This window comes from Salinicoccus roseus, assembly GCF_003814515.1.
Lineage (GTDB): Bacteria > Bacillota > Bacilli > Staphylococcales > Salinicoccaceae > Salinicoccus > Salinicoccus roseus.
The window spans coordinates 311,820-334,845 of sequence record NZ_RKQJ01000001.1; the positions used below are offsets into that span (position 1 = coordinate 311,820).

The 23,026-nt window shown below is 49.4% G+C and carries 29 protein-coding genes; 2 read left to right on the plus strand and 27 right to left on the minus strand.

All coding sequences use genetic code 11. From position 1 onward, the window contains the following. The 24 genes from mgsA to cmk all read right to left on the minus strand — a co-directional run bounded on the left by mgsA (window position 1) and on the right by cmk (window position 18,938). Window positions 1-378 carry a methylglyoxal synthase gene (gene mgsA / locus EDC33_RS01670; RefSeq protein ID WP_094905534.1) on the minus strand — a complete coding sequence of 126 codons (378 nt, stop codon included), beginning with the start codon at window positions 376-378 and terminating at the stop codon, window positions 1-3. Window positions 379-554: 176 nt separating this feature from the next. Further along, entirely contained in the window at window positions 555-1,253 is a 699-nt protein-coding gene (locus EDC33_RS01675; protein WP_084217598.1) for a zinc metallopeptidase, read from the minus strand. Window positions 1,254-1,313: 60 nt separating this feature from the next. Then, a complete protein-coding gene (locus tag EDC33_RS01680) occupies window positions 1,314-1,889 on the minus strand; it encodes a DUF1405 domain-containing protein (RefSeq protein ID WP_094905536.1) in 576 nt (191 codons plus the stop codon). 62 nt (window positions 1,890-1,951) lie between these two features. After that, complete coding sequence (locus EDC33_RS01685) at window positions 1,952-2,743, minus strand: menaquinol-cytochrome c reductase cytochrome b/c subunit (RefSeq protein WP_094905537.1); 792 nt, start codon at window positions 2,741-2,743, stop codon at window positions 1,952-1,954. Window positions 2,744-2,765: 22 nt separating this feature from the next. Continuing rightward, a complete protein-coding gene (qcrB, locus tag EDC33_RS01690) occupies window positions 2,766-3,440 on the minus strand; it encodes a menaquinol-cytochrome c reductase cytochrome b subunit (protein WP_094905538.1) in 675 nt (224 codons plus the stop codon). A gap of 16 nt (window positions 3,441-3,456) precedes the next feature. Next, window positions 3,457-3,960, minus strand: a complete 504-nt coding sequence (locus EDC33_RS01695; protein WP_040104726.1) for a QcrA and Rieske domain-containing protein — start codon at window positions 3,958-3,960, stop codon at window positions 3,457-3,459. 145 nt (window positions 3,961-4,105) lie between these two features. Continuing rightward, window positions 4,106-4,537, minus strand: coding sequence for a DUF2487 family protein (locus EDC33_RS01700; RefSeq protein WP_124009988.1), 432 nt, complete (start codon window positions 4,535-4,537; stop codon window positions 4,106-4,108). A gap of 17 nt (window positions 4,538-4,554) precedes the next feature. Next, the gene (locus tag EDC33_RS01705) at window positions 4,555-5,025 is read right to left on the minus strand and encodes a YpiB family protein (RefSeq protein WP_229716661.1); all 471 of its coding nucleotides are present in this window, start codon (window positions 5,023-5,025) and stop codon (window positions 4,555-4,557) included. Continuing rightward, window positions 5,003-6,274: a tetratricopeptide repeat protein gene (locus tag EDC33_RS01710; RefSeq protein ID WP_124009989.1), complete on the minus strand. Its 1,272-nt coding sequence runs from the start codon at window positions 6,272-6,274 to the stop codon at window positions 5,003-5,005. The genes EDC33_RS01705 and EDC33_RS01710 overlap by 23 nt, the downstream gene beginning before the upstream one ends. Before the next feature lies 1 nt (window position 6,275). Continuing rightward, window positions 6,276-7,562: a 3-phosphoshikimate 1-carboxyvinyltransferase gene (gene aroA, locus EDC33_RS01715; protein WP_124009990.1), complete on the minus strand. Its 1,287-nt coding sequence runs from the start codon at window positions 7,560-7,562 to the stop codon at window positions 6,276-6,278. Beyond that, window positions 7,559-8,608, minus strand: a complete 1,050-nt coding sequence (aroB, locus tag EDC33_RS01720) for a 3-dehydroquinate synthase (protein WP_124009991.1) — start codon at window positions 8,606-8,608, stop codon at window positions 7,559-7,561. Before aroB ends, aroA begins: the two co-directional genes overlap by 4 nt. 1 nt (window position 8,609) lies before the next feature. Continuing rightward, window positions 8,610-9,776 carry a chorismate synthase gene (gene aroC / locus EDC33_RS01725; RefSeq protein WP_040104721.1) on the minus strand — a complete coding sequence of 389 codons (1,167 nt, stop codon included), beginning with the start codon at window positions 9,774-9,776 and terminating at the stop codon, window positions 8,610-8,612. Window positions 9,777-9,850: 74 nt separating this feature from the next. Then, the gene (gene ndk, locus EDC33_RS01730) at window positions 9,851-10,297 is read right to left on the minus strand and encodes a nucleoside-diphosphate kinase (protein ID WP_040104720.1); all 447 of its coding nucleotides are present in this window, start codon (window positions 10,295-10,297) and stop codon (window positions 9,851-9,853) included. Between the two features lie 67 nt (window positions 10,298-10,364). Beyond that, on the minus strand, window positions 10,365-11,318 hold the full coding sequence (locus EDC33_RS01735; RefSeq protein WP_124009992.1) for a polyprenyl synthetase family protein: 954 nt from the start codon (window positions 11,316-11,318) through the stop codon (window positions 10,365-10,367). Next, window positions 11,315-12,025, minus strand: a complete 711-nt coding sequence (locus EDC33_RS01740; protein ID WP_094905545.1) for a demethylmenaquinone methyltransferase — start codon at window positions 12,023-12,025, stop codon at window positions 11,315-11,317. The genes EDC33_RS01735 and EDC33_RS01740 overlap by 4 nt, the downstream gene beginning before the upstream one ends. A gap of 5 nt (window positions 12,026-12,030) precedes the next feature. Beyond that, complete coding sequence (locus tag EDC33_RS01745) at window positions 12,031-12,408, minus strand: hypothetical protein (protein WP_229716660.1); 378 nt, start codon at window positions 12,406-12,408, stop codon at window positions 12,031-12,033. A gap of 183 nt (window positions 12,409-12,591) precedes the next feature. Continuing rightward, window positions 12,592-12,864, minus strand: coding sequence for an HU family DNA-binding protein (locus tag EDC33_RS01750; RefSeq protein ID WP_031544853.1), 273 nt, complete (start codon window positions 12,862-12,864; stop codon window positions 12,592-12,594). Between the two features lie 119 nt (window positions 12,865-12,983). Beyond that, the gene (locus EDC33_RS01755) at window positions 12,984-13,706 is read right to left on the minus strand and encodes a hypothetical protein (RefSeq protein WP_094905547.1); all 723 of its coding nucleotides are present in this window, start codon (window positions 13,704-13,706) and stop codon (window positions 12,984-12,986) included. Beyond that, complete coding sequence (locus tag EDC33_RS01760; protein ID WP_228310220.1) at window positions 13,699-13,887, minus strand: DUF2768 family protein; 189 nt, start codon at window positions 13,885-13,887, stop codon at window positions 13,699-13,701. The genes EDC33_RS01755 and EDC33_RS01760 overlap by 8 nt, the downstream gene beginning before the upstream one ends. A 22-nt stretch (window positions 13,888-13,909) precedes the next feature. Next, on the minus strand, window positions 13,910-14,968 hold the full coding sequence (locus EDC33_RS01765) for an NAD(P)H-dependent glycerol-3-phosphate dehydrogenase (protein ID WP_094905548.1): 1,059 nt from the start codon (window positions 14,966-14,968) through the stop codon (window positions 13,910-13,912). Between the two features lie 15 nt (window positions 14,969-14,983). Next, window positions 14,984-16,294, minus strand: a complete 1,311-nt coding sequence (gene der / locus EDC33_RS01770; protein ID WP_040104714.1) for a ribosome biogenesis GTPase Der — start codon at window positions 16,292-16,294, stop codon at window positions 14,984-14,986. A gap of 102 nt (window positions 16,295-16,396) precedes the next feature. Continuing rightward, window positions 16,397-17,629, minus strand: coding sequence for a 30S ribosomal protein S1 (gene rpsA / locus EDC33_RS01775; RefSeq protein WP_124009993.1), 1,233 nt, complete (start codon window positions 17,627-17,629; stop codon window positions 16,397-16,399). Between the two features lie 74 nt (window positions 17,630-17,703). Continuing rightward, a complete protein-coding gene (locus EDC33_RS01780) occupies window positions 17,704-18,279 on the minus strand; it encodes a lysophospholipid acyltransferase family protein (RefSeq protein ID WP_124009994.1) in 576 nt (191 codons plus the stop codon). 2 nt (window positions 18,280-18,281) lie between these two features. Next, the gene (cmk, locus tag EDC33_RS01785) at window positions 18,282-18,938 is read right to left on the minus strand and encodes a (d)CMP kinase (protein ID WP_124009995.1); all 657 of its coding nucleotides are present in this window, start codon (window positions 18,936-18,938) and stop codon (window positions 18,282-18,284) included. Between the two features lie 71 nt (window positions 18,939-19,009). Between cmk and EDC33_RS01790 the strand changes: the two genes are divergently transcribed. Next, a complete protein-coding gene (locus EDC33_RS01790; RefSeq protein ID WP_094905553.1) occupies window positions 19,010-19,969 on the plus strand; it encodes an asparaginase in 960 nt (319 codons plus the stop codon). Between the two features lie 43 nt (window positions 19,970-20,012). On the opposite strand, the gene EDC33_RS01795 is transcribed toward EDC33_RS01790, so the two are convergent. Together EDC33_RS01795 and EDC33_RS01800 are read right to left on the minus strand one after the other, a co-directional pair. Further along, on the minus strand, window positions 20,013-20,981 hold the full coding sequence (locus EDC33_RS01795) for a YpdA family putative bacillithiol disulfide reductase (RefSeq protein ID WP_124009996.1): 969 nt from the start codon (window positions 20,979-20,981) through the stop codon (window positions 20,013-20,015). A gap of 13 nt (window positions 20,982-20,994) precedes the next feature. Beyond that, window positions 20,995-21,993 carry a LysM peptidoglycan-binding domain-containing protein gene (locus tag EDC33_RS01800; protein WP_170156335.1) on the minus strand — a complete coding sequence of 333 codons (999 nt, stop codon included), beginning with the start codon at window positions 21,991-21,993 and terminating at the stop codon, window positions 20,995-20,997. A 214-nt stretch (window positions 21,994-22,207) separates the two neighbouring features. Between EDC33_RS01800 and EDC33_RS01805 the strand changes: the two genes are divergently transcribed. Next, window positions 22,208-22,432 (plus strand): 4Fe-4S domain-containing protein, encoded by a 225-nt coding sequence (locus EDC33_RS01805; RefSeq protein WP_040104831.1) that lies wholly within the window; start codon window positions 22,208-22,210, stop codon window positions 22,430-22,432. A 43-nt stretch (window positions 22,433-22,475) separates the two neighbouring features. Here the strand turns inward: EDC33_RS01805 and EDC33_RS01810 are convergent, their stop codons facing one another. After that, the gene (locus EDC33_RS01810; RefSeq protein ID WP_094905556.1) at window positions 22,476-23,024 is read right to left on the minus strand and encodes an ECF transporter S component; all 549 of its coding nucleotides are present in this window, start codon (window positions 23,022-23,024) and stop codon (window positions 22,476-22,478) included. Window positions 23,025-23,026 lie beyond the last annotated feature (2 nt).

Here is a 23,026-nt window from a genome sequence, read left to right on the forward strand (position 1 = left end):
CTACCCCCTATCTTTATGGCTCAGATGATAGAGTACCGCCTCAGCCGTACCCTCATTCGTCGCCAGAGGCACGTCATATACGTCTGACAGGCGCAGCAGCGCACTCACATCCGGCTCATGGGGCTGGGCGGTAAGCGGATCCCGGAAGAAGATGATGCAGTCTATCGTATTGTTCGCCACCATGGCACCGATCTCCTGGTCCCCTCCAAGCGGTCCCGATTTGCATCTGTGTACATCAAGGCCGGTATGCTTGATGATTCTGCCACCGGTCGTTCCTGTAGCATATAGTATCTGGTTTCTGAAGAAATCCATGTGCTTATCTATGAATCTGAGGAGGTCATCCTTCTTTTCATCATGTGCAATCAATGCGATTTTCATATTATCATCCGTTCTTTAAGTTGCTGGTATTGATTATAGATAATGTTCCCTCTGGTGTGAAGGCGATTTTGGCACTTCATCATATGATGGCGCTCAGTGTGTATCATATCATAATAATATTAACAGAATTCTGGACAAATAAAAAAGGAACCCTTTCACAGGCTCCTTTTTCGCTTCTAGTTGCCGCTCCTGGCAATCAGAATGAATCTGACAAGTTCCGCCACGGCGACTGCAGTCGCTGCAACATAGGTCATTGCGGCTGCGTTCAATACCTTCTTGGCATGACGGTACTCTTTTTCGTTGACGATGTTCAATGATTCGATCTGGTTCATCGCCCGCTTGGATGCATCGAACTCGACGGGCAGCGTCACAATCTGGAACAGGACTGCAAATGCCATGAGTGCGATTCCGCCCCATAGGAGCATGTTACCGAGTCCTCCGCCTGCATTGCTCTGCGCATACGTGATGAGCATGCCGGCAATGATCAGGAAGTACGAGAAGTTGCTCCCCAGCTGTGCGAGTGGGAAAAGTGCAGAACGGAAGTTCAGGAATGCATAGCCTGTCGCATGCTGGATCGCATGGCCGACCTCATGGGCTGCAACCGCCGTTCCCGCTACACTCGGTGTATCGTAGTTGTGTGGGGAAAGGACGAGCTTCTTATTCTTAGGATCGTAATAGTCGCTCAGGAATCCCTGCCCTCTTTCGACGGAAACATCATAGATGCCATTCTCCTTGAGGATCTCCTCTGCAACCTCACGCCCTGTAAGACCACTCGTTGAACGTACCTTAGAGTACTTGTTGAACGTAGACTTTACGTTCATCTGCGCGAGCATTGGAACAACCATTAAAATCACAAAATATACAATTATATACACGTGGATTCCAACCTCCAAAAGTTTTTCATACTTTATTTTACTTCAATTTTTCTCATATAGTCAATCAGAACGCCTTGGCACAAGCTGATGTAGCAGCACAAGTACGAATACGCTCAGCCAGAAGGCGAAATAGCCGATGTGCTCCTGATATTGGGACAGGTTGCCGTAGACCGGGTACTGTCCGTATACGTAATCTATGATGTCATTATGGAACAGCCAGATGGCTGTAATATAGAGGTGAACAGGCCTGATTTCAAGGTGCGGCAGGAAAAGGAGAGCCTGGACCGCCATGATGCCGTGTGAAGCAATGAGCATCAGGCCGATCCATGAAACAAAGCCCGTCTCCATGAAGGTGAGCAGGTTCATGATCACCGCCCACACACCATATTTGATCAATGTTGTGAACGCAAGGGCATCGATCAGTCCCCACTTCTTTCCGATCAGTATCATGATGATGAGGACCGACAGGAAAAGCGTGGCTGTCGGACTGTCGGGCACGAATGGAATGAAATACCACTCGGTATCGGACAACTGTCCCCTGTACCACCAGTAGCCGTACAGGGTTCCCAGTGCATTGGATATGAGAAGCAGGATCAAGAACCACCTGTTATACATCAAGTCGATAATTTTATACATTGGGATGAACTCCTATTAAAAAAAGCCCTATTGCTAGGGCTTTTTCTTATTCTATATCGTCATCAGTTCGAAGAATTCTCTGCCTCGTCTCGCGATGTCAGCTCGAGATTCGCAACAAACTCGGAAATCTGCTGGATTTCTTCTTCAGTCAACTGGCCTTCAAATGCTGGCATTTCACCTGTACCATTCGTTACGAATGCATTGACGGTCTCAGCGTTGAGGTCGGGTTCGATCAGGTTCGGTCCGGATCCGCCGGTCAATTCACCGCCGTGGCAGCTTGTACAGTTGGAACGGATCAGATCCTGGAAGACAGGATCTTCAGTATCGAGGTTGGAGAATACGATCTGTCCCTGCTGGTTCTGTGTTTCCCAGTCATGGTATGCAACTGATTCCCAAGTAGTGTAGAAGATGATGCCGAATGAGATGAGCATCATTGCCGCTGCTACGGGACGCTTAGTCCAGCGGCGCTCCTTGTTGTTGTCGAGCCAAGGTGCAAGAAGCAGTGCCCCTACACCGATACCCGGGATGACCATCGCACCGATGATGTTGAATGGCCCTGATGCATATGTGTACTTGAGAATTTGATAAAGGAACAGGAAGTACCAGTCCGGCAGAGGTATATATCCTGTATCTGTCGGATCAGCGACACGCTCAAGCGGTGCCGGATGCGCTACTGTCAGACAAAGGAAGCCGATGAGGAATACTGCACCGGTCACCCATTCCTTCAGAAGAAAGTCTGGATAGAACTCTTCAGTACGACCCGGGAATTCCGAGTAGTCGCGGTTAAGTTTTGGTTTGTCATATTTCTGTATTCGTGAATCGCCGACGAATGTCAACCCTTTTCCACGTTTCATATCATTTTACCTCCCTTGTCTCCTATAGTGGTCCTGAAATACCTTGCTTACGTATCATGATGAAATGGATCGCCATCAAGACAAATAGAGCAGCAGGCAGGAAGAATACATGGATGGCAAAGAAACGTGTCAGCGTCTGTGCACCGATGATGGTCTCATCACCAGCGAGCAGCGTCTTGATCCATTCACCGACAAACGGTACACTCTCTGCAATATCCAAACCTACTTTTGTGGCAAACAATGCCTTCATGTCCCAAGGCAGCAGGTAGCCTGTAAATGCAAGTCCGAGCATTACCAGGAAGAGCAGTACGCCGACAACCCAGTTGAGTTCGCGTGGCGCTTTGTATGAACCTGTAAAGAATACCCTTAGAGTATGTAGGAACATCATTACTACTACCAGGCTGGCGCCCCAGTGGTGCATGCCTCTGACGATCAATCCGGCTGCAACATCATGCTGCAGGTAATAGACTGAATTCCATGCATTGATGATGTCAGGCACATAGTACATTGTCAGGAACATTCCTGATAAGATCTGTATAACTGTAATAAAAAACGTCAACCCGCCGAAGCAATAGACGAACGCCGAGAAGTGGTACGCGGGATTGACGTGTTCCGGTACTTCGTGGTCGGCAACATCCCTCCATATAGGAGTGATATCAATGCGATCGTCTATCCAATCATAGATTCTGTTAAGCACATTTTTCCCTCCTATACTAATTTACGAGTTCATTGGCTTTCATTTCGCCAATAGTGATGTAACCATCGGACACGCCGACTTCATACTGATCCAATGGTCCTCTTGGAGGTGTACCTGGTACGTTCTTACCATTCTTCTCATAGAGACCATTGTGGCATGGACAGAAGAAACGGTTCGGATTCGCCTCGTCACCTGCCCAGGTCACCGTACATCCGAGGTGCTTACATACTGGAGACAGAGCGATGATATCCTCTCCGTCACGGTATACCCAGACGAAATCAGTGACTTCACTCACATACCAGCCATCCTGCTGTTCATAGGAAAAGTCCACTTTCACAGGCTCTTCCGTAATATCATCGGCTGATACACTTGTAGTGATCATGGAGCCCGATGCTTCCTCCTGGAACAGCGGATCCAGTGCGAATCTTCCCATTGGCAATATAACACCAGCCGCCATGAAAGATCCTACTCCCATCAAGGAATAGTTCAGGAATTGGCGTCTTGTTACTTTTTGCGACATTCATATTTCCCCCCTCAAACGCGCGTTCTTTTACATATATTAATATAACTAGGACATTTCAATTTTAGCCTATTAGATGAAACCGGTCAATAAGCTATCACAACTTTTGGGAGTGACGGATAGCATAATGGTGTAAAAACACCCATTACTTGAGGTTCCATATTGCAATGATTCTTTTCATGACATCCTTGACTTCATCGTTGATGAGGCTCATCTTCATTTCGAGGCTCATGTCCTCCAGTGGAATCCTGTTCAGAACGATGAAATGTGCATCTTCCAGTTCCAGGTCATGATGGGTCAGAACGATGATCTTCTTGAAGCCGTAGGACTTCAGCTGTTCTATATATGACTCCAGGACAGATGTGATCTGCTCCACGGTCATTACTGCAGGAGTGATGAAGAGACGTCCCTTCAGCTGCTTCTCCAACTGTATCGTCACCGTCTGGATCATTTCCATATCACTGGCATTCGACTTTGCCCCGTCATCCATATCTGCACTGGCAAAGGGGATCACTGCAGTATCGACAAATTCGATTTCATCCTTCAATACTTTCAGGTCCTGATGATTGTAGAGCATGCTCTCACCTTTTCTACTTATTTTATCTGATTGAGGTATTCGGTCAGTCTGATGAAGCGCTTATGGTCTTTCGCATCGAGCGCTTCATCTATCTGCCTTATGACGGCTTCCTGCCCCATCTTCTCCAGCGTACTGTCCATGTCCGTTTCAAGTGACTTCATCTTCTGGTAGCGTGCATCATGCCGGCTGAGGTTGAAATGCAGGAACAGTGTATGCTCCTGGTTCATGTTCAGCTCATGGAAGATGACTTCACCATCAACAGTGACCGTATTCCCCTTTTCGAAAAGGAGTGTGGGACTGGCGCTCCCGCTGTCGGAGATGCGCAGCTTCCTGTCGACGGTGCCCTCGTCTCGAAAGACGACATTTCTGGACACCGTCGGGTGGGACTTGATGAAGTTCAGTATCCACACCGCCACCCGGTCATCGAATTCATAATTGTATAGTATATAGTCAATGAAATCTTTCCTATATTTGGTCATGTTCATCATCAAAACGCTCCTTCTCGAACTGCCAATCCACATTGTCAGGTTCCATAATGATGAGTTTATCCAGTACATCCTTTCTTGAAGGATGCCGGATTTCCGTCAAGTACTCATAGTAGTCCGTATAGAACTCGATGGATTCCCCGATCAGCTTCGATGCCTCCTGGTACAGGGACAGCGCATCGGCATCATTTTCATTCTCCTGCTGGATCTTTGCCAGAAGATAGAGGCTTTCCCCGGAGAGCGCATGGGTGTCGAGGTGTGATGTGTATGCACCGACTTCCGTAGTGCGTCCAGTCTTCAGCAGCGTCTCGAAAAGCATCAGGTAGGCGTCATCATAATCCTGATCCAGGGAAATCGCCCTGTCGAAGCTATCAAGCGCCTTCTCCTCCTCCGCGTTACGGAAGTGGAGTCTGCCGAGGTGGAAGAAGAAGAGAGGCTCCGTGTCGTCTTCTTTGATGTAGTCCCCGATCAGTTCTATGGCTGCATCAAGATCATGTTCGGTCTCGTGGACGTTCATGAGCAGGATGTAGGCATTGACGTAGTAGGGTTCATTCTCTATCACCTGTCTGAGGAGGTTCTTGGCGGATTCGTAAGACTGCAGTTGATACTCGAGAAGCGCCTTCCTGTAGTAGTCGTCGTTGGAATAGTATTTATCGTCTGCAGCCTCGAAGTACATCTGTGCATTTTCAAGGTCGAGCTGATTCATGTGGAGTTCGGCGAGGCGCAGATTCAGTTCCACACCGTTCACTTCCTGGAAGCCATTGCTGATGAGCATTTCGTAATGCCGGATGGCATCCGGGAATTCACCATCCTCATAATAGATTTCTGCAAGGGCGAAATCCAGTATCGGATCATCACTCAGCGCCTTCGCTTCCAGCAGCGACCTTACAGCGACATCGCTCATGTTGAGCTGCTGGAAGATTTCCGCCTTCAGCATAAGGACAGCCGGCGTCTTGTCGGCTTCATTCACCAGGCTCAATGCTTCATCCAGGCGGCCATCTGTAATCAGTATATCCACCAGGTAGGCAAGCACCTCGTCGTCATGTCCGGTATTACTGTGGAGATGCGAGAAGATCGTCTCAGCAGGCTTGTGGAGACCTGACGCGATCAGCGTGTCCCCGAGGATGAAGAGTGCTTCAAGATCCATCTCATCAACGAGCTGGCTGATGTTGCCGAGCACCTCATCGAGTTTCCTTTCAGGGTACTCCCCTTTTTTCAGTTGATCAATAACTTCATATATCTGGTCCTGCATATTATGCTTCCTTCCTTAACTTTTCCAGATCCTCCATAAATCCTGGATAGGATATGTCAATGGCAGAAACATCATCGATTTCTATCGGTGTGTCACTGATGATGGAGGAAATGATCAGCATCATTATGATGCGATGGTCATTATACCCTTTTACCGGCGTATTTTCCTCTATGGAGACTTGGCCCGGATGTACGGTGAAGCCATCATCATACTCCGTAAAGCTGATTCTGAACTTTGAAAGCTCGTCGATGACGGCCCGGATCCGGTCCGTTTCCTTATATCTCAGTTCGTCCGCATCCCTGACAGTACACGCTTCGGTACTGTAGGCGGCAAGCAGTGCAATGATCGGGATCTCATCGATGAGGCGAGGGATGATGTCGCCGGAGATATCGAATCCTTTGAGGTTTGGCGTATGGGAGGCATGGACCGTTCCTATTGCCTCACCTTCACTGGATGTCTGTTCGACCCTCACATCGGCACCCATCATTTCGAGTACATCAAGGATGCCGGAACGTGTGCTGTTGAGGGAGACATTTTCAACAGTGATGCTCGAACCGGGCTTCAGCACAGCAAGTACGATGGGAAATGCTGCCGACGAGATGTCTCCGGGAACCGTAACATCGGAAGCGGACAACGCATTGCCGCCCTTGAGCCTGATTACGCCGTCTTCTGCAGAAATGTCCGCCCCGAACTGTTCAAGCATGATTTCAGTATGATTCCGTGAAGGGGATGGTTCATGGATGACGGTCGTCCCTTCCGTATAGAGGGCGGCGAGCAGAATGGCACTCTTCACCTGGGCGCTTGCCATCGGCATCGTATAGCTGATTGGGGAAAGCCTGGCCGGCCTGATGATGATGGGCGGATATTTTTCATCCTTCAGCGAAATGTCTGCGCCCATTTCAGTGAGTGGCCGCTGGATGCGGTCCATCGGACGCTTGGCGATCGACTCATCCCCCTCCATCTCGGCAGCGAGGCCGAGCCCGGCGATCAGCCCGGTGAGCAGACGGGTCGTCGTCCCGGAGTTGCCGGTATACAAAGTCTTCGCAGGGGCGTGAAGCTGTGCGGCGCCCGGTGAAGTGACGACCCATTCCTCCTGTTTCTGTTCCACCTCTGCACCAAGGGCGCGCATGCATTCAAGGGTGCGGTGGGTATCCTCGCTCGGCAGCGGATAATGGATGCGGGTCGTCCCTGCAGCAAGTGCGCCGAACATGAGGGCCCTGTGGGTGATTGACTTGTCTCCCGGGACTTTTAAAGTGCCGTTGAATTTGCTGTTCATTAAAGACTTCATAAGCTCTCCTTTAGATAAGAAAGATATTTTTTGAGTTCGGTGTTTTCTATTTCAATGAAATGGCACTGGCCGATGGATTTCATCAATACAAAACCGGTCGCTGCACGGCTCTGGTTCTTCTTGTCCCTTCCCATCAATGACATCATTTCATCCTCATCGATGGACTTCAATTTCTGGATCGGATAGCCATGATGGATGAAATACTGTCTGAAATGGTCAAGGTCGAATATTTTCCGCCCTTCCACCTCGTTTGAGAGGAACATCGTGAAATAGAGTCCGAGTACGACTGCGATGCCATGAGGCATTTTATATCTATATTCTATGGCATGGCCGAGAGTGTGTCCAAGATTAAGGTATTTTCTGATCCCCGACTCCTTTTCATCATTCAGGACATGATGCATCTTGGTTTCTATGCCGCTGATGATGAATGGCTTCATGGCGTCAAGGGTAATCTCCCCACGTGTTTCAGCCATCAGGTCCCGTACGGTCTCCTCGTCTTTCAGGAGGGCATGCTTGAACACTTCACCGAAGCCGCTGAGCACTTCGTCCTGCGGAAGCGTCTCAAGGAGGCTGAGGTCATAGATGACCGCTTTCGGCCTGTAGAATACGCCGATCAGATTCTTGCCGTGCGTACTGTTGATGGCAGTCTTGCCTCCGATTGAAGAGTCATGTGCAAGCAGTGTGGTGGGTACCTGGATGTAATCCACGCCGCGCAGTACCGTCGCTGCCGCAAAACCGCCAGCATCACCTGCTGCACCACCGCCGACCACGACAATCAGGTGATGCCTCTGGATGCCCCTTTCGAGCAGGGACTCTGTAATATGCTTGAAGGCATCGAAAGATTTCGATGCCTCGCCGCCTTCCAATATGATGGGACTGTCGATGAAAGACAGCACGCTGTCCTTATACAGTTGATATACATTGCGGTCCACAAGGAAGTGGACGGCATCGTAATCCGCTGAATAATCGGCGAGCCGGCTTTCCAGTATGCCGTGATCCACGTGGATCGTGTAGTTGTCTGCAGCATAACTCGTCCGTATTTCCATCCTAGTACTCACTCACTCGGGTCTTGTATTTGGAAACTGCTTCTTCCAGCTCATTGAAATCATCATGGGGGAATTTTTCGAGGATGGCCCTAGCCATCTCGATGGCCACCATATGTTCACATACGACGGAGGCTGCAGGTACTGCACATGCATCACTGCGCTCGATCGTCGCCTTGAATGGTTCCTTGGTGTTGATGTCCACGCTGAAGAGCGGCTTATACAATGTAGGGATGGGTTTCATGACAGCTTTGACCACAACAGGCATGCCGGTTGTCATGCCGCCTTCGAACCCGCCGAGATTGTTGGTGCGTCTGTAGTAACCCCGGTCCTCGCTGTAGAGGATTTCATCCTGTACCTGCGAACCTGGTGTTTCACCTGCCATGAAGCCGATGCCGAATTCCACGCCTTTGAAGGCATTGATGCTGACGATGCTGGCTGCGATCTTGGAATCGAGCTTGCGGTCGTAGTGCACGTAGCTGCCGAGTCCTGGGATTGGATTTTCAACGATGACTTCCACTATACCACCGATGGAATCGCCCTTTTTCTTCGTCTCGTCTATGAGCTGTTCGGCTTCCTTCGTCTTTTCTTCGGAAACCATCCGCACGGAGGAGTCATCCGGACGTGTGGCACGCTCCTCGATGCTGTAGTCTCCTTCGTCCTTGACGGTGCCGATCTGATTGACACGGCTGAACATGCGTATATCGAGGGCATGCAGCAGTTCCTTGCACAATGCACCAACCGCTACCCTTGAGGCAGTCTCCCGTGCTGATGAGCGCTCAAGTATGTTGCGGAGGTCGCGCATATTGTACTTCATTCCGCCGACGAGATCGGCGTGGCCCGGACGAGGTTTTGTGATGACCCTCTTCATGGACTCCTCTTCTTCCGGAGTCAACGGCTCACTGCCCATGATCTTGCTCCAGTGCTTGAAGTCATCATTTGTGATTTCGATCATGATCGGACTGCCGAGCGTCTTGCCGTGTCTGATGCCGCTGCCGAATTGGAAAGTATCCTTTTCGATCTGCATGCGGCGTCCCCTGCCGTAGCCGCCCTGCCTCTTTATGAGCTCTGAAGTCATCCTTTCCTTATCAATCGGAAGGTTCGCCGGGAACCCCTCCACTATAGCCGACAATTTCGGTCCATGTGATTCGCCCGCTGTCATAAATCTCATTTGTATAGCCTCCTCTTATTTGTGGATATTAAAAAAAGCTGAGTGCTTTACCCAGCTTCTGCTATTCGATTTCCCTAGTAGATCCAGGCACTGTTGGACAAGTTGTAGTCAAGGATTTCACTGTCATCGAAGAAAAGTGAAATTTCACGCTCTGCACTCTCTGGGGAGTCTGAACCATGAATGATGTTCTTGCCTACAGTAAGTCCGAAGTCTCCACGGATGGTTCCTGGAGCCGCCTGCTGAGGGTTTGTGGAACCGACGACAAGACGTGCAGTGTCGATTACATTCTCCCCTTCAAGTACCATGGCAAAGACAGGACCTGAAGTGATGAAGTCCACAAGTTCACCGAAGAAAGGCTTGTCCTCATGCTCCTGATAATGTGTTTTGGCCAGGTCTTCTGAAACCTGCATCAGTTTGGCGCCCGCCAATTTGAACCCTTTATCTTCAAGGCGTGACACGATTGTGCCTACCAGGTTTCTTTGGACACCGTCCGGTTTGATCATTAGAAATGTTTTTTCCATTTTGTATTCTCCTTTAGTTGAAATCCAGTCCATATCATTCTAACATTATTATTTTTGATTTTTCAATTTAATTCAGGCGATTTGAAAGTTTTTCTGCAATTTCCTGCAGATAGGCCCTTATCGGCTCTTCAATCCCTTCAATGGCTTCCAGAGCTTTCCTGATATGGGAGTTGCTGACTGCGATTGCCTGGTCGATTGCATCGGAATGGAGCAGCGCATCGATCAGACCATCGAGCTGCGCCTTCCCGCCGTCAAATGATTCCAGCTGCCTTCTGAAATCCGGATCTTCGTCCCTCAGAATCAGCACCGGCAGCGTATAGTGTCCATTTTCCAAATCGGAAAACTTGGGTTTGCCGAGTGTCTCTTCGTTGCCGATGAAATCCAGGCAGTCATCGACGATCTGGAAGCTCATGCCGATGTGATAGCCGTAATCCAACAGGACATCGAGCGTCTTCTGATCGACGTTTGATGCATAGGCACCCATCTTGATGCTGAGCTCGATCAGCAATGCCGTCTTCCTGTATATCTTCCTGTAGTAGTCATCCATGGTCTGGTGCGCATTGAACTGATGGTCGAGCTGGAACAGCTCACCGTCGATGATCTCCCGGATCGCTTTTGAAAAGGATTCGTGGAGTCCATGGTGTTCTATCGTGCTCACCAGCGAAAGGGATGTCGAAAGAAGGTAGTTTCCGGTATTGACCGCCTGGAGATATCCATGTTCATAGTATACCGTCGATTTGCCCCGACGCAGTTCACTGTTGTCGATGATGTCGTCATGTACAAGGCTTGACATATGTATAAGTTCAAGGCTTGCACTTGCCCTCAATACATCGGGGAACTTGTCATCTTCACCGAGCTTTCCGACAAGCAGGGTGAAGGTGGGCCGGATCTTCTTGCCCCCTGCAATGAAAAGTTCATAGCTCTTCTCATTGACGAGCACTTCATTCGGGTCGAGGTGCTCCTTTATGAGACCCGTGACCGCCTCGAAGTCTGAAGCGAGATACTGCTTGACCGTCTTCAATGGCGACCCACCCGTCCAAGCGGCTTGTATCCGATATGGGTGGCGGCGGTGCCGAGAGTATGGGGGATGACCTTAAGATTGATGAATCCGCTCTTTTTCATCATGAGTTTGAGCGCGTCCTTGGACAGGAATGCACTTGTCGATTCATACAGCCATTCGTATTCCTTGGCACTGTCTGCAATGATGCCTCCGAGGGTCGGCATGATCTTGCCGAAATAGAAGTCGAATCCTCTGCTGATCAGCTGATTTTCCGGGGTGGAAGTTTCCAGGATTACGAGCGTGCCGCCCGGTTTCAATACTCTATAGAACTCCTCTACTGCACTGCCATAATCCGGGAGGTTCCTGAGACCGAAGCCGATCGTCACATAATCGAAAGAACCATCGTCGAATGGGAGGGCCATGGCATTTCCCTGGATCAGTTCTATGTTGGGATGTCCCGACGTCTTTTCAGCTGCAACTTCCAGCATTTTTTCACTGAAGTCGAGGCCGACGACTTCAGCTTCCGGTGCTTCCTCGGCCAGCTGTATCGTCCAGTCTCCAGTGCCGCAGCATACATCCAGTATGTCATGGTCATCTTTGACAAACATTTCCTTCATAGTCCTGTTCCGCCATAGATTGTGCTGGTTGAAGCTGATGATATTGTTCATCAGGTCGTAATCAGTGGAAATAGAATTAAATATGTTTTGAACTTTTTTCTCTTTATCCATTCAACTCACCTTTGCTTTTGGTTTATGTATGGAAGCGAAGTGATATCCAATTGCTCCAACTGCCTGTCTATGACATCGTTCAAACGTCTGTCTATGTATTCATTGGAGATGAGATAGAGGATAGGCCCATATAGAAGCCTCTTCAGCTCTTCCGGGTGCGGGATGTCATCAGACATGGCCAATTCGGACTTCTTTGAACTCAGTGCCTTTGATATATCCATCATATCCTGCAGTACCCTGTATTCTTCATGTTCAGCCAAAATCATATAGAACTTGCTGAACAGGTAATCTCCTGCCAGCACATGCAGTTCCCTCCTGTCATCCTCCGGAATGTCGTCCAGAAAGTTGAGGGCAGTGTTGAACAGCAGAACCGCCTGGTTCACATGGGGACTGTGTAGGATAAATTCCCTATTTGAAAAAAACTCAAAAAAAGGATCATCATTTAGTTCGAGGATCCATGAATTGGTACCCAGATCGGATTCTATTTCTTTCCTTAGAGCATTCATGACAAATATCACCTTATAAATTAATAGACCTAACCATGACGTTAGGCCTAAAGTAATCAATTATTTTACCGCATCTTTAAGTGCTTTGCCTGCTTTGAATGCAGGGACTTTTGATGCTGCAATTTCAATTTCTTCTCCAGATTGTGGATTACGTCCTTTTCTTGCTGAACGTTCACGTACCTCGAAGTTACCGAAACCAATCAGTTGTACTTTTTCACCATTTTTCAATGATTCCTGAATAGTGTCAAATACTGCATCGACAGCAGCACCTGCTTCTTTTTTCGTGAGGTCAGCTTGGTCACTGACAGCATTGATCAAATCTGTTTTGTTCATCAGATCCACCTCCTTATATGACTATAATGATAACCATGATTATCATTATGTTTTGACTTTAACACAGTGGATGTTGCACTGCAACGGATTTCACCGTTTCACAGCCAAAAAAAGCCGTATTAATCGCTTTTGTGGCGGTTCGTCATGAAAATGGGCTCGTTTTCATCATTGACTGTGATCTCCGGTGAATAGAGGGGGACGACCGGTGTATATTCATAGAGGACATGGCGCACATCATCCCCTGTTTCGAATGACAGGTCGTTCTCGTTGATGATCCTGGCAATATCTTCACGGTAGTCGACGATGAATTGCTCTCCCCCATTGTAGTATACATTCAGGGAAGCACCTGTGTAGGGGCTTGAAACAGTCGGGTTCTCATCCAGGTTGTAGAAGCTGAGATCCAGAGGGTATACATTCGGCCCGATCGGGTCGTCCAATTCGACATGTTCGCCCATCGCCTTGAGGCGGATGTTCAGTGATCTGACTTCTTCTGTAATATTCAAGTCTGCAATCTTCACCTTCGGGTCATCTTCAGCATCTATGATGACGTACTGGTAATGTCCCCCTGCCTCGTAGGCACTCTCCGGCCGTTCATCAAGGTAGGCCGGCACGAGCCTTTCAAAGTCGATCTGGTACTCCAGGTACTCCCGCTGCCCCTCTTTCGTCTCTATCGGCAGCAGGCCATCGGAATCTTCCCGGAACTGGTCCACTGCATTCTGCACCATCTCTATCTGCATATCTTCAGGCATCTGGTTCTGAACCTGTTCCGACTCGGGGTACAGGCAGCCCGACATCAGGATGCTGCCTGCAATGGCGGCGAGGATCAATCTGAATCTACGCATGGCTGCTGCCCCCCAGTACAGGAATCATCAGCAGGAATGCAATGATGAGGAGCGCCCAGGCGACCATTGACACGATGATACTGATGATCCTGGATGATATCTTGTACCGTGCCACATAGATGAGTACGGCAGCAAGGGCCATTGCCCCCAATGAATAGAACGATATCCACATTAAATCCATTCTCGATATATCAAACATCTTATCACTCTCTAGTCCAATCTTTATATTGTTTCTCCAGAACTTCCTTCAGTTCATCGGTTTCCCCAGTCTTTTCACGCATCATCAGGGCATAGAATGCCTCTTCTTCACTGATGTCTTCGAAAAGATACTGGTAGAGCACTTTCGTAATCGGCATCTCAACATCATATTGCGCTGCAAGCTCATATGCCGCACGCGTGGTGTTGACGCCTTCGACCACCATGCCCATCTCCTGCTGTGCTTCTTCTATGGTCCTGCCCTCTGCAAGCATGATGCCGCAGCGGTAGTTCCTGGAATGCATGCTTGTTGCAGTGACGATGAGGTCCCCCATTCCTGTAAGTCCGAGGAATGTGAGCGGGTTGGCGCCCATGCGTGTACCAAGGCGTGCAATCTCCTGAAGGCCGCGCGTAATGATCGCCGCCTTTGCATTATCTCCGAAATCCAGGCCGTGCAGGAGGCCGATGGCCAACGCGATGATATTCTTCAATGCACCGCCGATTTCCACACCGATCATATCATCGTTATGATAGACGCGGAAATACTTGTTCATGAAGACATCCTGTATGATTTTTGCACTTTCAGGCTTGAGCGAAGCTGTGCTTACCGTCGTTGGAGATCTTTTCGCAACCTCTTCGGCGTGACTCGGGCCGCTGAGGACACAGATGTCCTGCACGGTATCCTCGGTCGTCTCTTCAGCAATGACCTCGGAAACCCTCAGATGTGTGTCGAGTTCCAGCCCCTTTGCGACGTGGACGATCAGCACTTTCTTATGAAGGCGCTTCAAAAGTGCATTGATGTCCTTCGTCACACTCCTTACCGCTTTGACTGGCACGGCAAGTACCAGGATTTCGGCATGGCTGACCCCTTCTTCGAGGTTGGATATCGCTCTGATGCTGTCAGGAAGGGTCACATCCTTCAAATATCTGTTGTTAGTATGCTTCTCATTGATCTCCTTGACTACATCTTCATTTCTGCCATAGATGCGCACGTCATGATTATTGTCGACAAGCACCATCGCCAGGCTCGTACCGAAGCTCCCGGTTCCGACCACTGTAATTTTCATAAGGACTCCCCCCTCCTAATTCCTTTTCCTGCTAAGGATGTGTATTGGTGTGCCAGTGAAATCAAAGGCTTTCCTCATCTGGTTCTCCAGATATCTACGGTAGCTGAAGTGCATCAGGTCGACATCGTTGACGAATAATACGAATGTCGGCGGCGCCACACTGACTTGAGTACCATAGAAGATGTTGAGCCTGCGCCCCTTGTCAGTAGGTGTCGGGTTCATGCTCACGCTGTCCACGAGGACTTCGTTCAATGTGCTGGACTGGACACGCTTCTTATGGGAGTCGTTCGCCAGTTTGATCAGTGGGAAGAGTGTCGCAAGACGCGACTTGTTCAATGCGGAGACGAAGGTGATGGGGGCATAGTCGAGGAACTGGAATTCCCTTCTTATCTTATCCTCGAACTTCTTCATCGTCTTATCATCTTTTTCTACAGCATCCCATTTGTTCACTACGATTATCACCGCACGCCCGGCTTCATGGGCAAGGCCGGCAATCCGCTTGTCCTGTTCGATGATCCCCTCTTCACCATTCAGGACGACTAGGACGACATCGGACCGCTCAATCGCACGGTTTGCGCGCAGTACTGAATATTTTTCGGTGGCTTCATACACTTTGCCCCGTTTCCTCATGCCCGCGGTGTCGACAAGTGTGTAATGCTCATCATCATAGAAGTATTCCGTATCGATGGCGTCCCGTGTTGTACCCGCGATATCCGATACGATGACCCGCTCTTCACCAAGGATGGCATTGACGAGACTTGATTTTCCGACATTCGGCCGGCCGATCAGCGATACCCTGATCGAATCATCCGCTTCCACTTCCTCCTCAAGGGATTTGAAGTGTTCAACAGCCTGGTCGAGCACATCGCCGAGACCGAGGCCGTGGGAGCCGGATACCGGGAAGGGATCCCCGAGGCCGAGATTATAGAATTCATATATTTCATTGCGCATTTCAAAATTGTCGATCTTATTTACAGCAAGCACTACCGGTTTTTTGGACTTCTGCAGAATCCGGGCAACAAAAAGGTCATCCTCTGTAACCCCTTCCCTGCCATTGGTGATCATCAGGATGACATCCGCTTCCAGTATTGCGATTTCAGCCTGCATTTTTATCTGTTCCTGAAACGGCTCATCCTTTATTTCTATCCCACCTGTGTCGATGACATTGAATTCGTGATTGAGCCAGTCCCCCGAAGCATAGAGCCGATCCCGTGTGACACCCGGCGTATCTTCAACAATCGCTTTTCTTTCACCGATGATGCGATTGAATAAAGTGGACTTGCCGACATTCGGTCTCCCTACTACGGCTATTGTTGGTTTGTACATATCCTACCTCCTATATTTAAGGTTATTTTAACACAAAAATAAAATAAAGAGCGATACTATCGCTCTTTAATCATTTGCATAACCTATTGATTTGAAGTCGTTCTAGATATCGAGATCCCTGAAACGGTCACCGAATACATCTCCGAGTGTCGGACCTTCGTCATCTGAATCATCCCGGTAGACTTTAGCCTGCTCTTCCCTGGATGGTCTTTCGGTAGTTTCCTTGATGGAGAGGGATACCTTTTCGGAGTCCTCGTTGAGTGAGAGGATCTTCACTGTAACAGTCTGTCCTTCTTTCAGCACGTCGGATGGTGTCGCAACATGCTCGTGGCTGATTTCGGATACGTGTACAAGCCCTTCGACACCTGGTGTCACTTCGACGAATGCACCGAAGTCCACAAGTCTTTTCACCGTGCCTTCAAGGACATCGCCTTCTGAATGTTCATTCACGAATGTACTGAAAGGACTTTCCTGTGCCTGTTTGAGTGAAAGGCTGATGCGTTCCTGTTCAGGATCGACATCGAGAATCTTAACCTGTACCTTGTCTCCGATGTTCACTGCATCTTCAACTTTTTCGACCCTGCTGTAGTCAAGCTCTGAGATGTGAGCGAGTCCATCGACTTCACCGAGGTTGATGAAGGCGCCGAAAGTAGTGATGCGGACAACTTCACCTTCAACGATGCTGCCTGCTTCAAGGTTTTCAAGCTGCTTCTTGCGCTCTTCCGCCTTTTCAGCTTCGACGATGCGTTTACGGTTGAGGATGACGCGGTTCTTTTCAGGTTCGATGTCTTCAACCTTGACTTCCAGTTCCTGTCCTTCAAACTGGTCGAGGTCTTCGATGTACGCATCGGACAGGAGTGAAGCAGGAATGAATCCTCTGACGCCCACATCCACTACGAGTCCTGCTTTTACAACTTCCATCACTGTACCTGTGATCGTCTCGTCGTTATCCTTCGCGGACTGCAGAGTGTCATAGGCGTTGGTTTCATCAAGCTTCCTGATGGAGAAGATGACGTTCTTGCGGTCTTCTTCATTTTCGACTTTGATGACTACACCTTCGATTGTATCTTCTTCAGAAACAATCTCTTCAGGACGTTCGATCCTTTTGTTGGTGAGTTGGCTGATTGGAACGATACCTTCAAAATCGGAATCTTCAATGTGCGCTTTTACAAATTTGTCTTCTATCTTGTAGACGGTGCCCCTTACGGTATCACCGATTTCAAATTCGCTAGAAGTATTTGATTCCGCCTCTTCGGAAGTGTTCACTTCCTCGTTCACCTGTTCCCCGTTGTTCTCTTCGTTGTTCTCTTCGTTCAAAATATTTTCTGTCGTCATATGCCTGCCTCCAATTACATTACTAAAAAGTGTATATATCTAAGTTCTTACAAATATATTGATTTGTCAAGTAATTATGCGGAAATAAGAAGATTGTTGATGCCTTCCCTGATTCTTTCCGTTATTTCCTTGCGGTTTCTGCCCTCTGCCACAAGTGCGGCAGTATCAATAGGTTTGCCAAATACTATTGTAACACCTTTTTTCCTATCATAGTTGCCTTTAATTGCCGCGGGTACCACCTTTGCTCCGGATTTCACTGCCATGAAGCCTGCTCCCTGCTGAAGCTCCTTCAATGTGCCGGATCTGTTCCGGCTGCCTTCCGGAAATATGAGCAGCATGTTTCCTTCCTTCAGCACTTCGACGGATTTCTTCAATGCCGCCCTGTCCCCCTTCCCGCGTTCCACAGGAAAAGCGTTCAGGCGGCTGATCAGGAAGCCGAGGATTGGTATCCTGAAGAGCTCGGACTTCGCAAAGAATGCCATCTCCCTCTTTACGCTGATCGCGACGAGGGGCGGATCCAGCTCGGAAATGTGGTTGCTGCAAATTATTACAGGCCCTTCGGAAGGGATCCTGTCCTCGCCGATCACCCTGATTTTGTATCTTGCGTGATAGAATCTTTTGACCATTGCTTTAATTGTGCTGTAAAACATCTCTAATCCTCCCTCAACAGGTCTTCAGCCATTCTGATGATCTTTTCCTCGACTTCGGGGATGCTCATGTGGCTCGTGTCGAGCAGCACAGCGTCATGCGCTTTCACAAGCGGGGAGATTTCCCTGTTCATATCCAGGTCGTCGCGACGGATGATCTGGTCGGTCAACGTTTCGAGATCGATGTCGGTACCCCGCTCCTTCTCCTCCTTCAGCCTGCGCTTTGCCCTTATTTCAGGCGACGCTTTCATGTAGACCTTGAGTTCCGCCTCCGGCAGCACCGTGGTGCCGATGTCCCTGCCATCCATAACCACGCCTTTGTCTTCGGCGATTTTCCGCTGCATGGAGACGAGGTATTGCCTCACTTCAGCAAGGCTTGAAATTTCACTTACATTGTTCGTCACTTCCTGGCTGCGTATGTCCGCTGATACATCTTCACCATTCAGATAGATGGATGTGCCGTCTGCACCAAAACGGATATCGAGATCATCCAGCTGGTCGATGACGCCCCTTCCGTTCCTGATGGCATGGAGTGTGACCGCCCGGTACATTGCACCGGTATCGATATATATGTAGGCCATCCTTTTGGCCACACGCCTGGAAATCGTACTCTTGCCTGCTGCAGCAGGACCATCAATTGCAATATTGATTTTCTTTTTCATATAAACCCGCCTTGTTCATTGTTCCCGTTTATCTTATCATAGTTTTATAGATTCGTTTAGGAGGAAGTCATATGCATAAGAAAATTTTGGCGATTCATACAGGGGGGACGATCAGCATGTCCTCAGAAGAAGGGCTGATCACTTCAGGAGAAGATAATCCGGTGAAGATAGACCGTGCAGAGGATCTCGGCATCCATCTGGAGGAGACCTACCCTGTGAAGAAGCCCTCTCCTCATATGACCCTGGACGATATGATCGAAATCAGGGACATCATCCGCCGGGAGGCTGCGCGATATGACGGCTTCGTCATCACCCATGGCACGGACACGCTTGAGGAGACTGCCTATTTCCTCGACCTGACACTCGATATCCCTCAGCCTGTGGTGATTACAGGGGCGATGCGGTCATTCAATGAAATCGGCTCCGACGGCATGTACAACTACCTGTCCAGCCTGCGTGCGGCAATGGATGAGCAGTCAGCTTCAAGAGGCGTCCTGGTCGTCTTCAACGACGAAATACATACGGCAAGGAACGTCACCAAGACACATACTTCGAATATAGCAACCTTCCAGAGCCCGAACCATGGACCGATCGGCATCCTGACGAAGGATGACATCCACTATCACCATCAGGTGCGCATCCAGGACCAGTTCGACCGTGCTGATTCCACGAGGAAAGTGGGGCTGATCAAAGCCCATGCAGATCTCGATGGAACCTTCTTCGAGGCGCTGGTCGAGAACGGATACGATGGACTCGTGATCGAGGCACTGGGACAGGGGAACCTCCCGCCAAGCGCCCTCGGCGGGCTGCAGAAGGTACTCGATGCAGGGATCAGCACCGTGCTCGTTTCACGCTCCTTCAATGGCATCGTCGGCAGCTATTATGATTACGAAGGCGGGGGTCATGACCTCAAAAACAGGGGAGTGATCTTCTCCAACGGCCTGAATGGCCAGAAGGCAAGGATCAAACTGCTTCTGGCATTATGCAACGCGCTCGACGGGGAGGCTCTGGAGGAAGTCTTCCAGCATTAGAAGATGCCCCCTGCCTGAACAGGCAGGGGGCATCTTCATGCGTTCATTTCTTCTTCAAGATATCTTCGGCTATGGCTCCTCCATGGAACCGGCCATTCTCAATGAATATGGTATTGGCATCATTGCCCGCGGCAATCACACCTGCAATATACAGGCCGTCCACGTTGGTTTCCATCGTTTCCCGGTCGTGCATCGGGGCGACGCCATATTCGTTCTCATTCAGCTGTACTCCGAACGACTTCAGCAGACGATAGTCGGGATGATAGCCGATCATGGCAAATACATAATCGTTTGGTATCTCGAACGTCTCCCCTTCCTTCTCAAGCACGACACTGTCATCTTTGATGTCGATGACTTCAGTATTGAAGTGCATATCTATCTTGTCATGTTTGACGAGGGAGTCGAACTGCGGGAGCACCCATGGCTTCACACTCTTGGAATATGCACCCTGGCGGTAGACGACCGTAACATTGCTGCCGGCCTTCTCCAGTTCAATCGCAGCATCCACACTGGAGTTCTTTCCACCGACCACAAGCACATCCTGGTTGAAGAAGGGATGCGCCTCCTTGAAGTAGTGGAAGACCTTATCCTTGTGTTCACCGGGGACATTCAGCTGGTTCGGCTGCCCGTAGTAGCCTGTGGCAATCACGAGATGGTCGCAGCTGTAGCGCCCTTTTGATGTTTCCAATATGAATCCGTTTCCAGTCTTGCGGCCTGATGATACTTCTTCATAAGTATTTATGTTCAGGTCGAAATGCTTCACTGCCTCACGGTAATAGACCAGTGCCTGGTTCCTTTTCGGCTTATGCTGTTCTGTGATGAATGGGAAGTCCCCTATGGAGAGCTTCTCGCTTGAAGAGAAGAATGTCTGGTGGGTCGGATAGTTGTAGATGGCCTCGACGATATTGCCCTTTTCGATTACGAGGTATTCCATCCCCCTATTCTGCATTTCGATGGCTGCAGAGAGGCCGCATGGCCCTGCCCCTATGATGATGGTTTCTATATGCTTCATGTTTAACACCTTTCTATTCTGGTATCACCAGTTCCTGTCCGACTGTCAGTGAATCGGCATCTACACCATTGTTGGCATCCTGGATCTTTCTGATGTTCTCTGAGCTGCCGCTGCCATAATACCTGATTGCGATACGGTACAGGTTGTCCTCGGCCCTCACGATATGGACCGTGCCTGAAGGTGTCTCCTCCTCCGGTTCCCCGGATGCTTCAGAGGACTCCTGACCGGACTCCTCCGGTGCTTCTTCAGTTTCTTCCTCCTGGAGGGTTTCAGGCTCCTCTACGATGCTTGTACTGGAGTCGGAAGTTTCCCCCGACTGCTTTTCCTCTATGGCTGAGGCGGCCGCCTCTTCAAGCTCAGCCTCTTCATCCGGACTCAATTCAATTTCCACGGCACCGGTGCCAAGGTCCTCCTGTCCAGCCTCCTCCCTGGATTCAGCCAGTTCACGCTCCATCTCGGCCTTCTGCTCTTCGAGTTCCTGATCGGTTGCTCCGGAAGGTGCTTCTTCGGTTTCTTCGGAGGCATTGTCGGCCACGCCCCCGGTACCATCGCCTGCAGGCCAGAAATTGCTTATGATGAGGACGCCCAATATGATTGTAACAGGCAGGATGAGTACACCTGCGATGATGGCGGGCACGAGACGCCTGTCCCTGCCGCCCTCTTCACTTTCAGCAGGCTGATCTTTCCGGGGTCTGAGTTCGGAGAGTTTTTCCTTCGATACTTTGATTTCATCCTTGACCCTTTTGTTGTAGGAGGAAAGTTTGCCGGCGAAGATTGTCTTTCCCTTTTCAAGGTCTTCCTTGTTGAGACGCTTCGAGAACTTTCCGCTCCAAGCTTTGAAGCGGTCGCCGGCGGCCAACTTCTGACCATCCTTCTCCTTTGGCCTGTGGCGCTCTGCACGGCTCAGCTTGCGGGATTCCTCCCCGGATGATGGATGATCCTTGCCGCTCTTCTCCTTCTTGGACTGGGAAGCGCGCTTATGTTCTATATCCTTGTAAAAATCATCTTTCATAGACATTCTCCTCAAACTGGTATCGTTCTTTATAATTATAGTATGTTTCCATTTCATTTTAAAGAGGTATCACCTCAGGCGTGCGACTATAGTCGTATTGTAGTCCGACAGGCCGAATATAATTGAAATATCCTTTGATTAGCCGTAAAATAAAGTAGAAAGAAATGGTTGAGAGGTGAAGATAGTGAGTGAAAAGAAATACACCATCGTCGACATGGACACATGTATCGCGTGTGGTGCCTGCGGCGCAGCAGCGCCTGATATATATGACTATGACGATGACGGTATAGCATATGTCATACTCGACGACAACCAGGGTACGATGGCCGTCCCTGAAGAACTACTGGAAGACATGGAGGATGCATTCGATGGATGCCCGACCGATTCGATAAAAGTCGAATCGCAGCCATTCGACGGAGATGCCTTAAAATATGAATGATATAGATGAATCCCTTGGAAATTGAATTTCCAAGGGATTTTTTCTACCTTCTGAGCTTCGGGATCAGTTTTACATAGACGAGATACGCCACGAGACAGACAAGGATCCCCTTCACCAGATTGAATGGGATGATGCCCGCAGTGACCACAGCACGGATGTTCTCTATAAGATCAGAATGATCGATGATGATGCCATACATCGGCAGCAGGACGAAGTAGTTCAGCACAGCCATCATTAAAGTCAGTACGATGATTCCGGCAGCAAAGCCGACGATCAGGGACTTCTTCGTCCGGCGCCTTTCGTGGATGAAATAGATCGGAAGCAGCAATGAAAATGCAGCAAGCATGTTGGCCAGCGGCCCGATCGGTTCACTCGCCATCAGGAGACCGTACAGCACAATCTTCATGATGATGACGAGTGACCCCGCTACCCCGCCGAACAGGATGAACCCTATGAATGCCGGGATATCGGAAAAGTCGACGGTAAGGAATGGCGGAATAAAAGGAATCGGGAACTGGATGAGCATCAGTATGAACGACAGTGCCGCCAAAATGCTTATAATGATCAGTCTTTCCAAACGGTTTCTCTTCATAT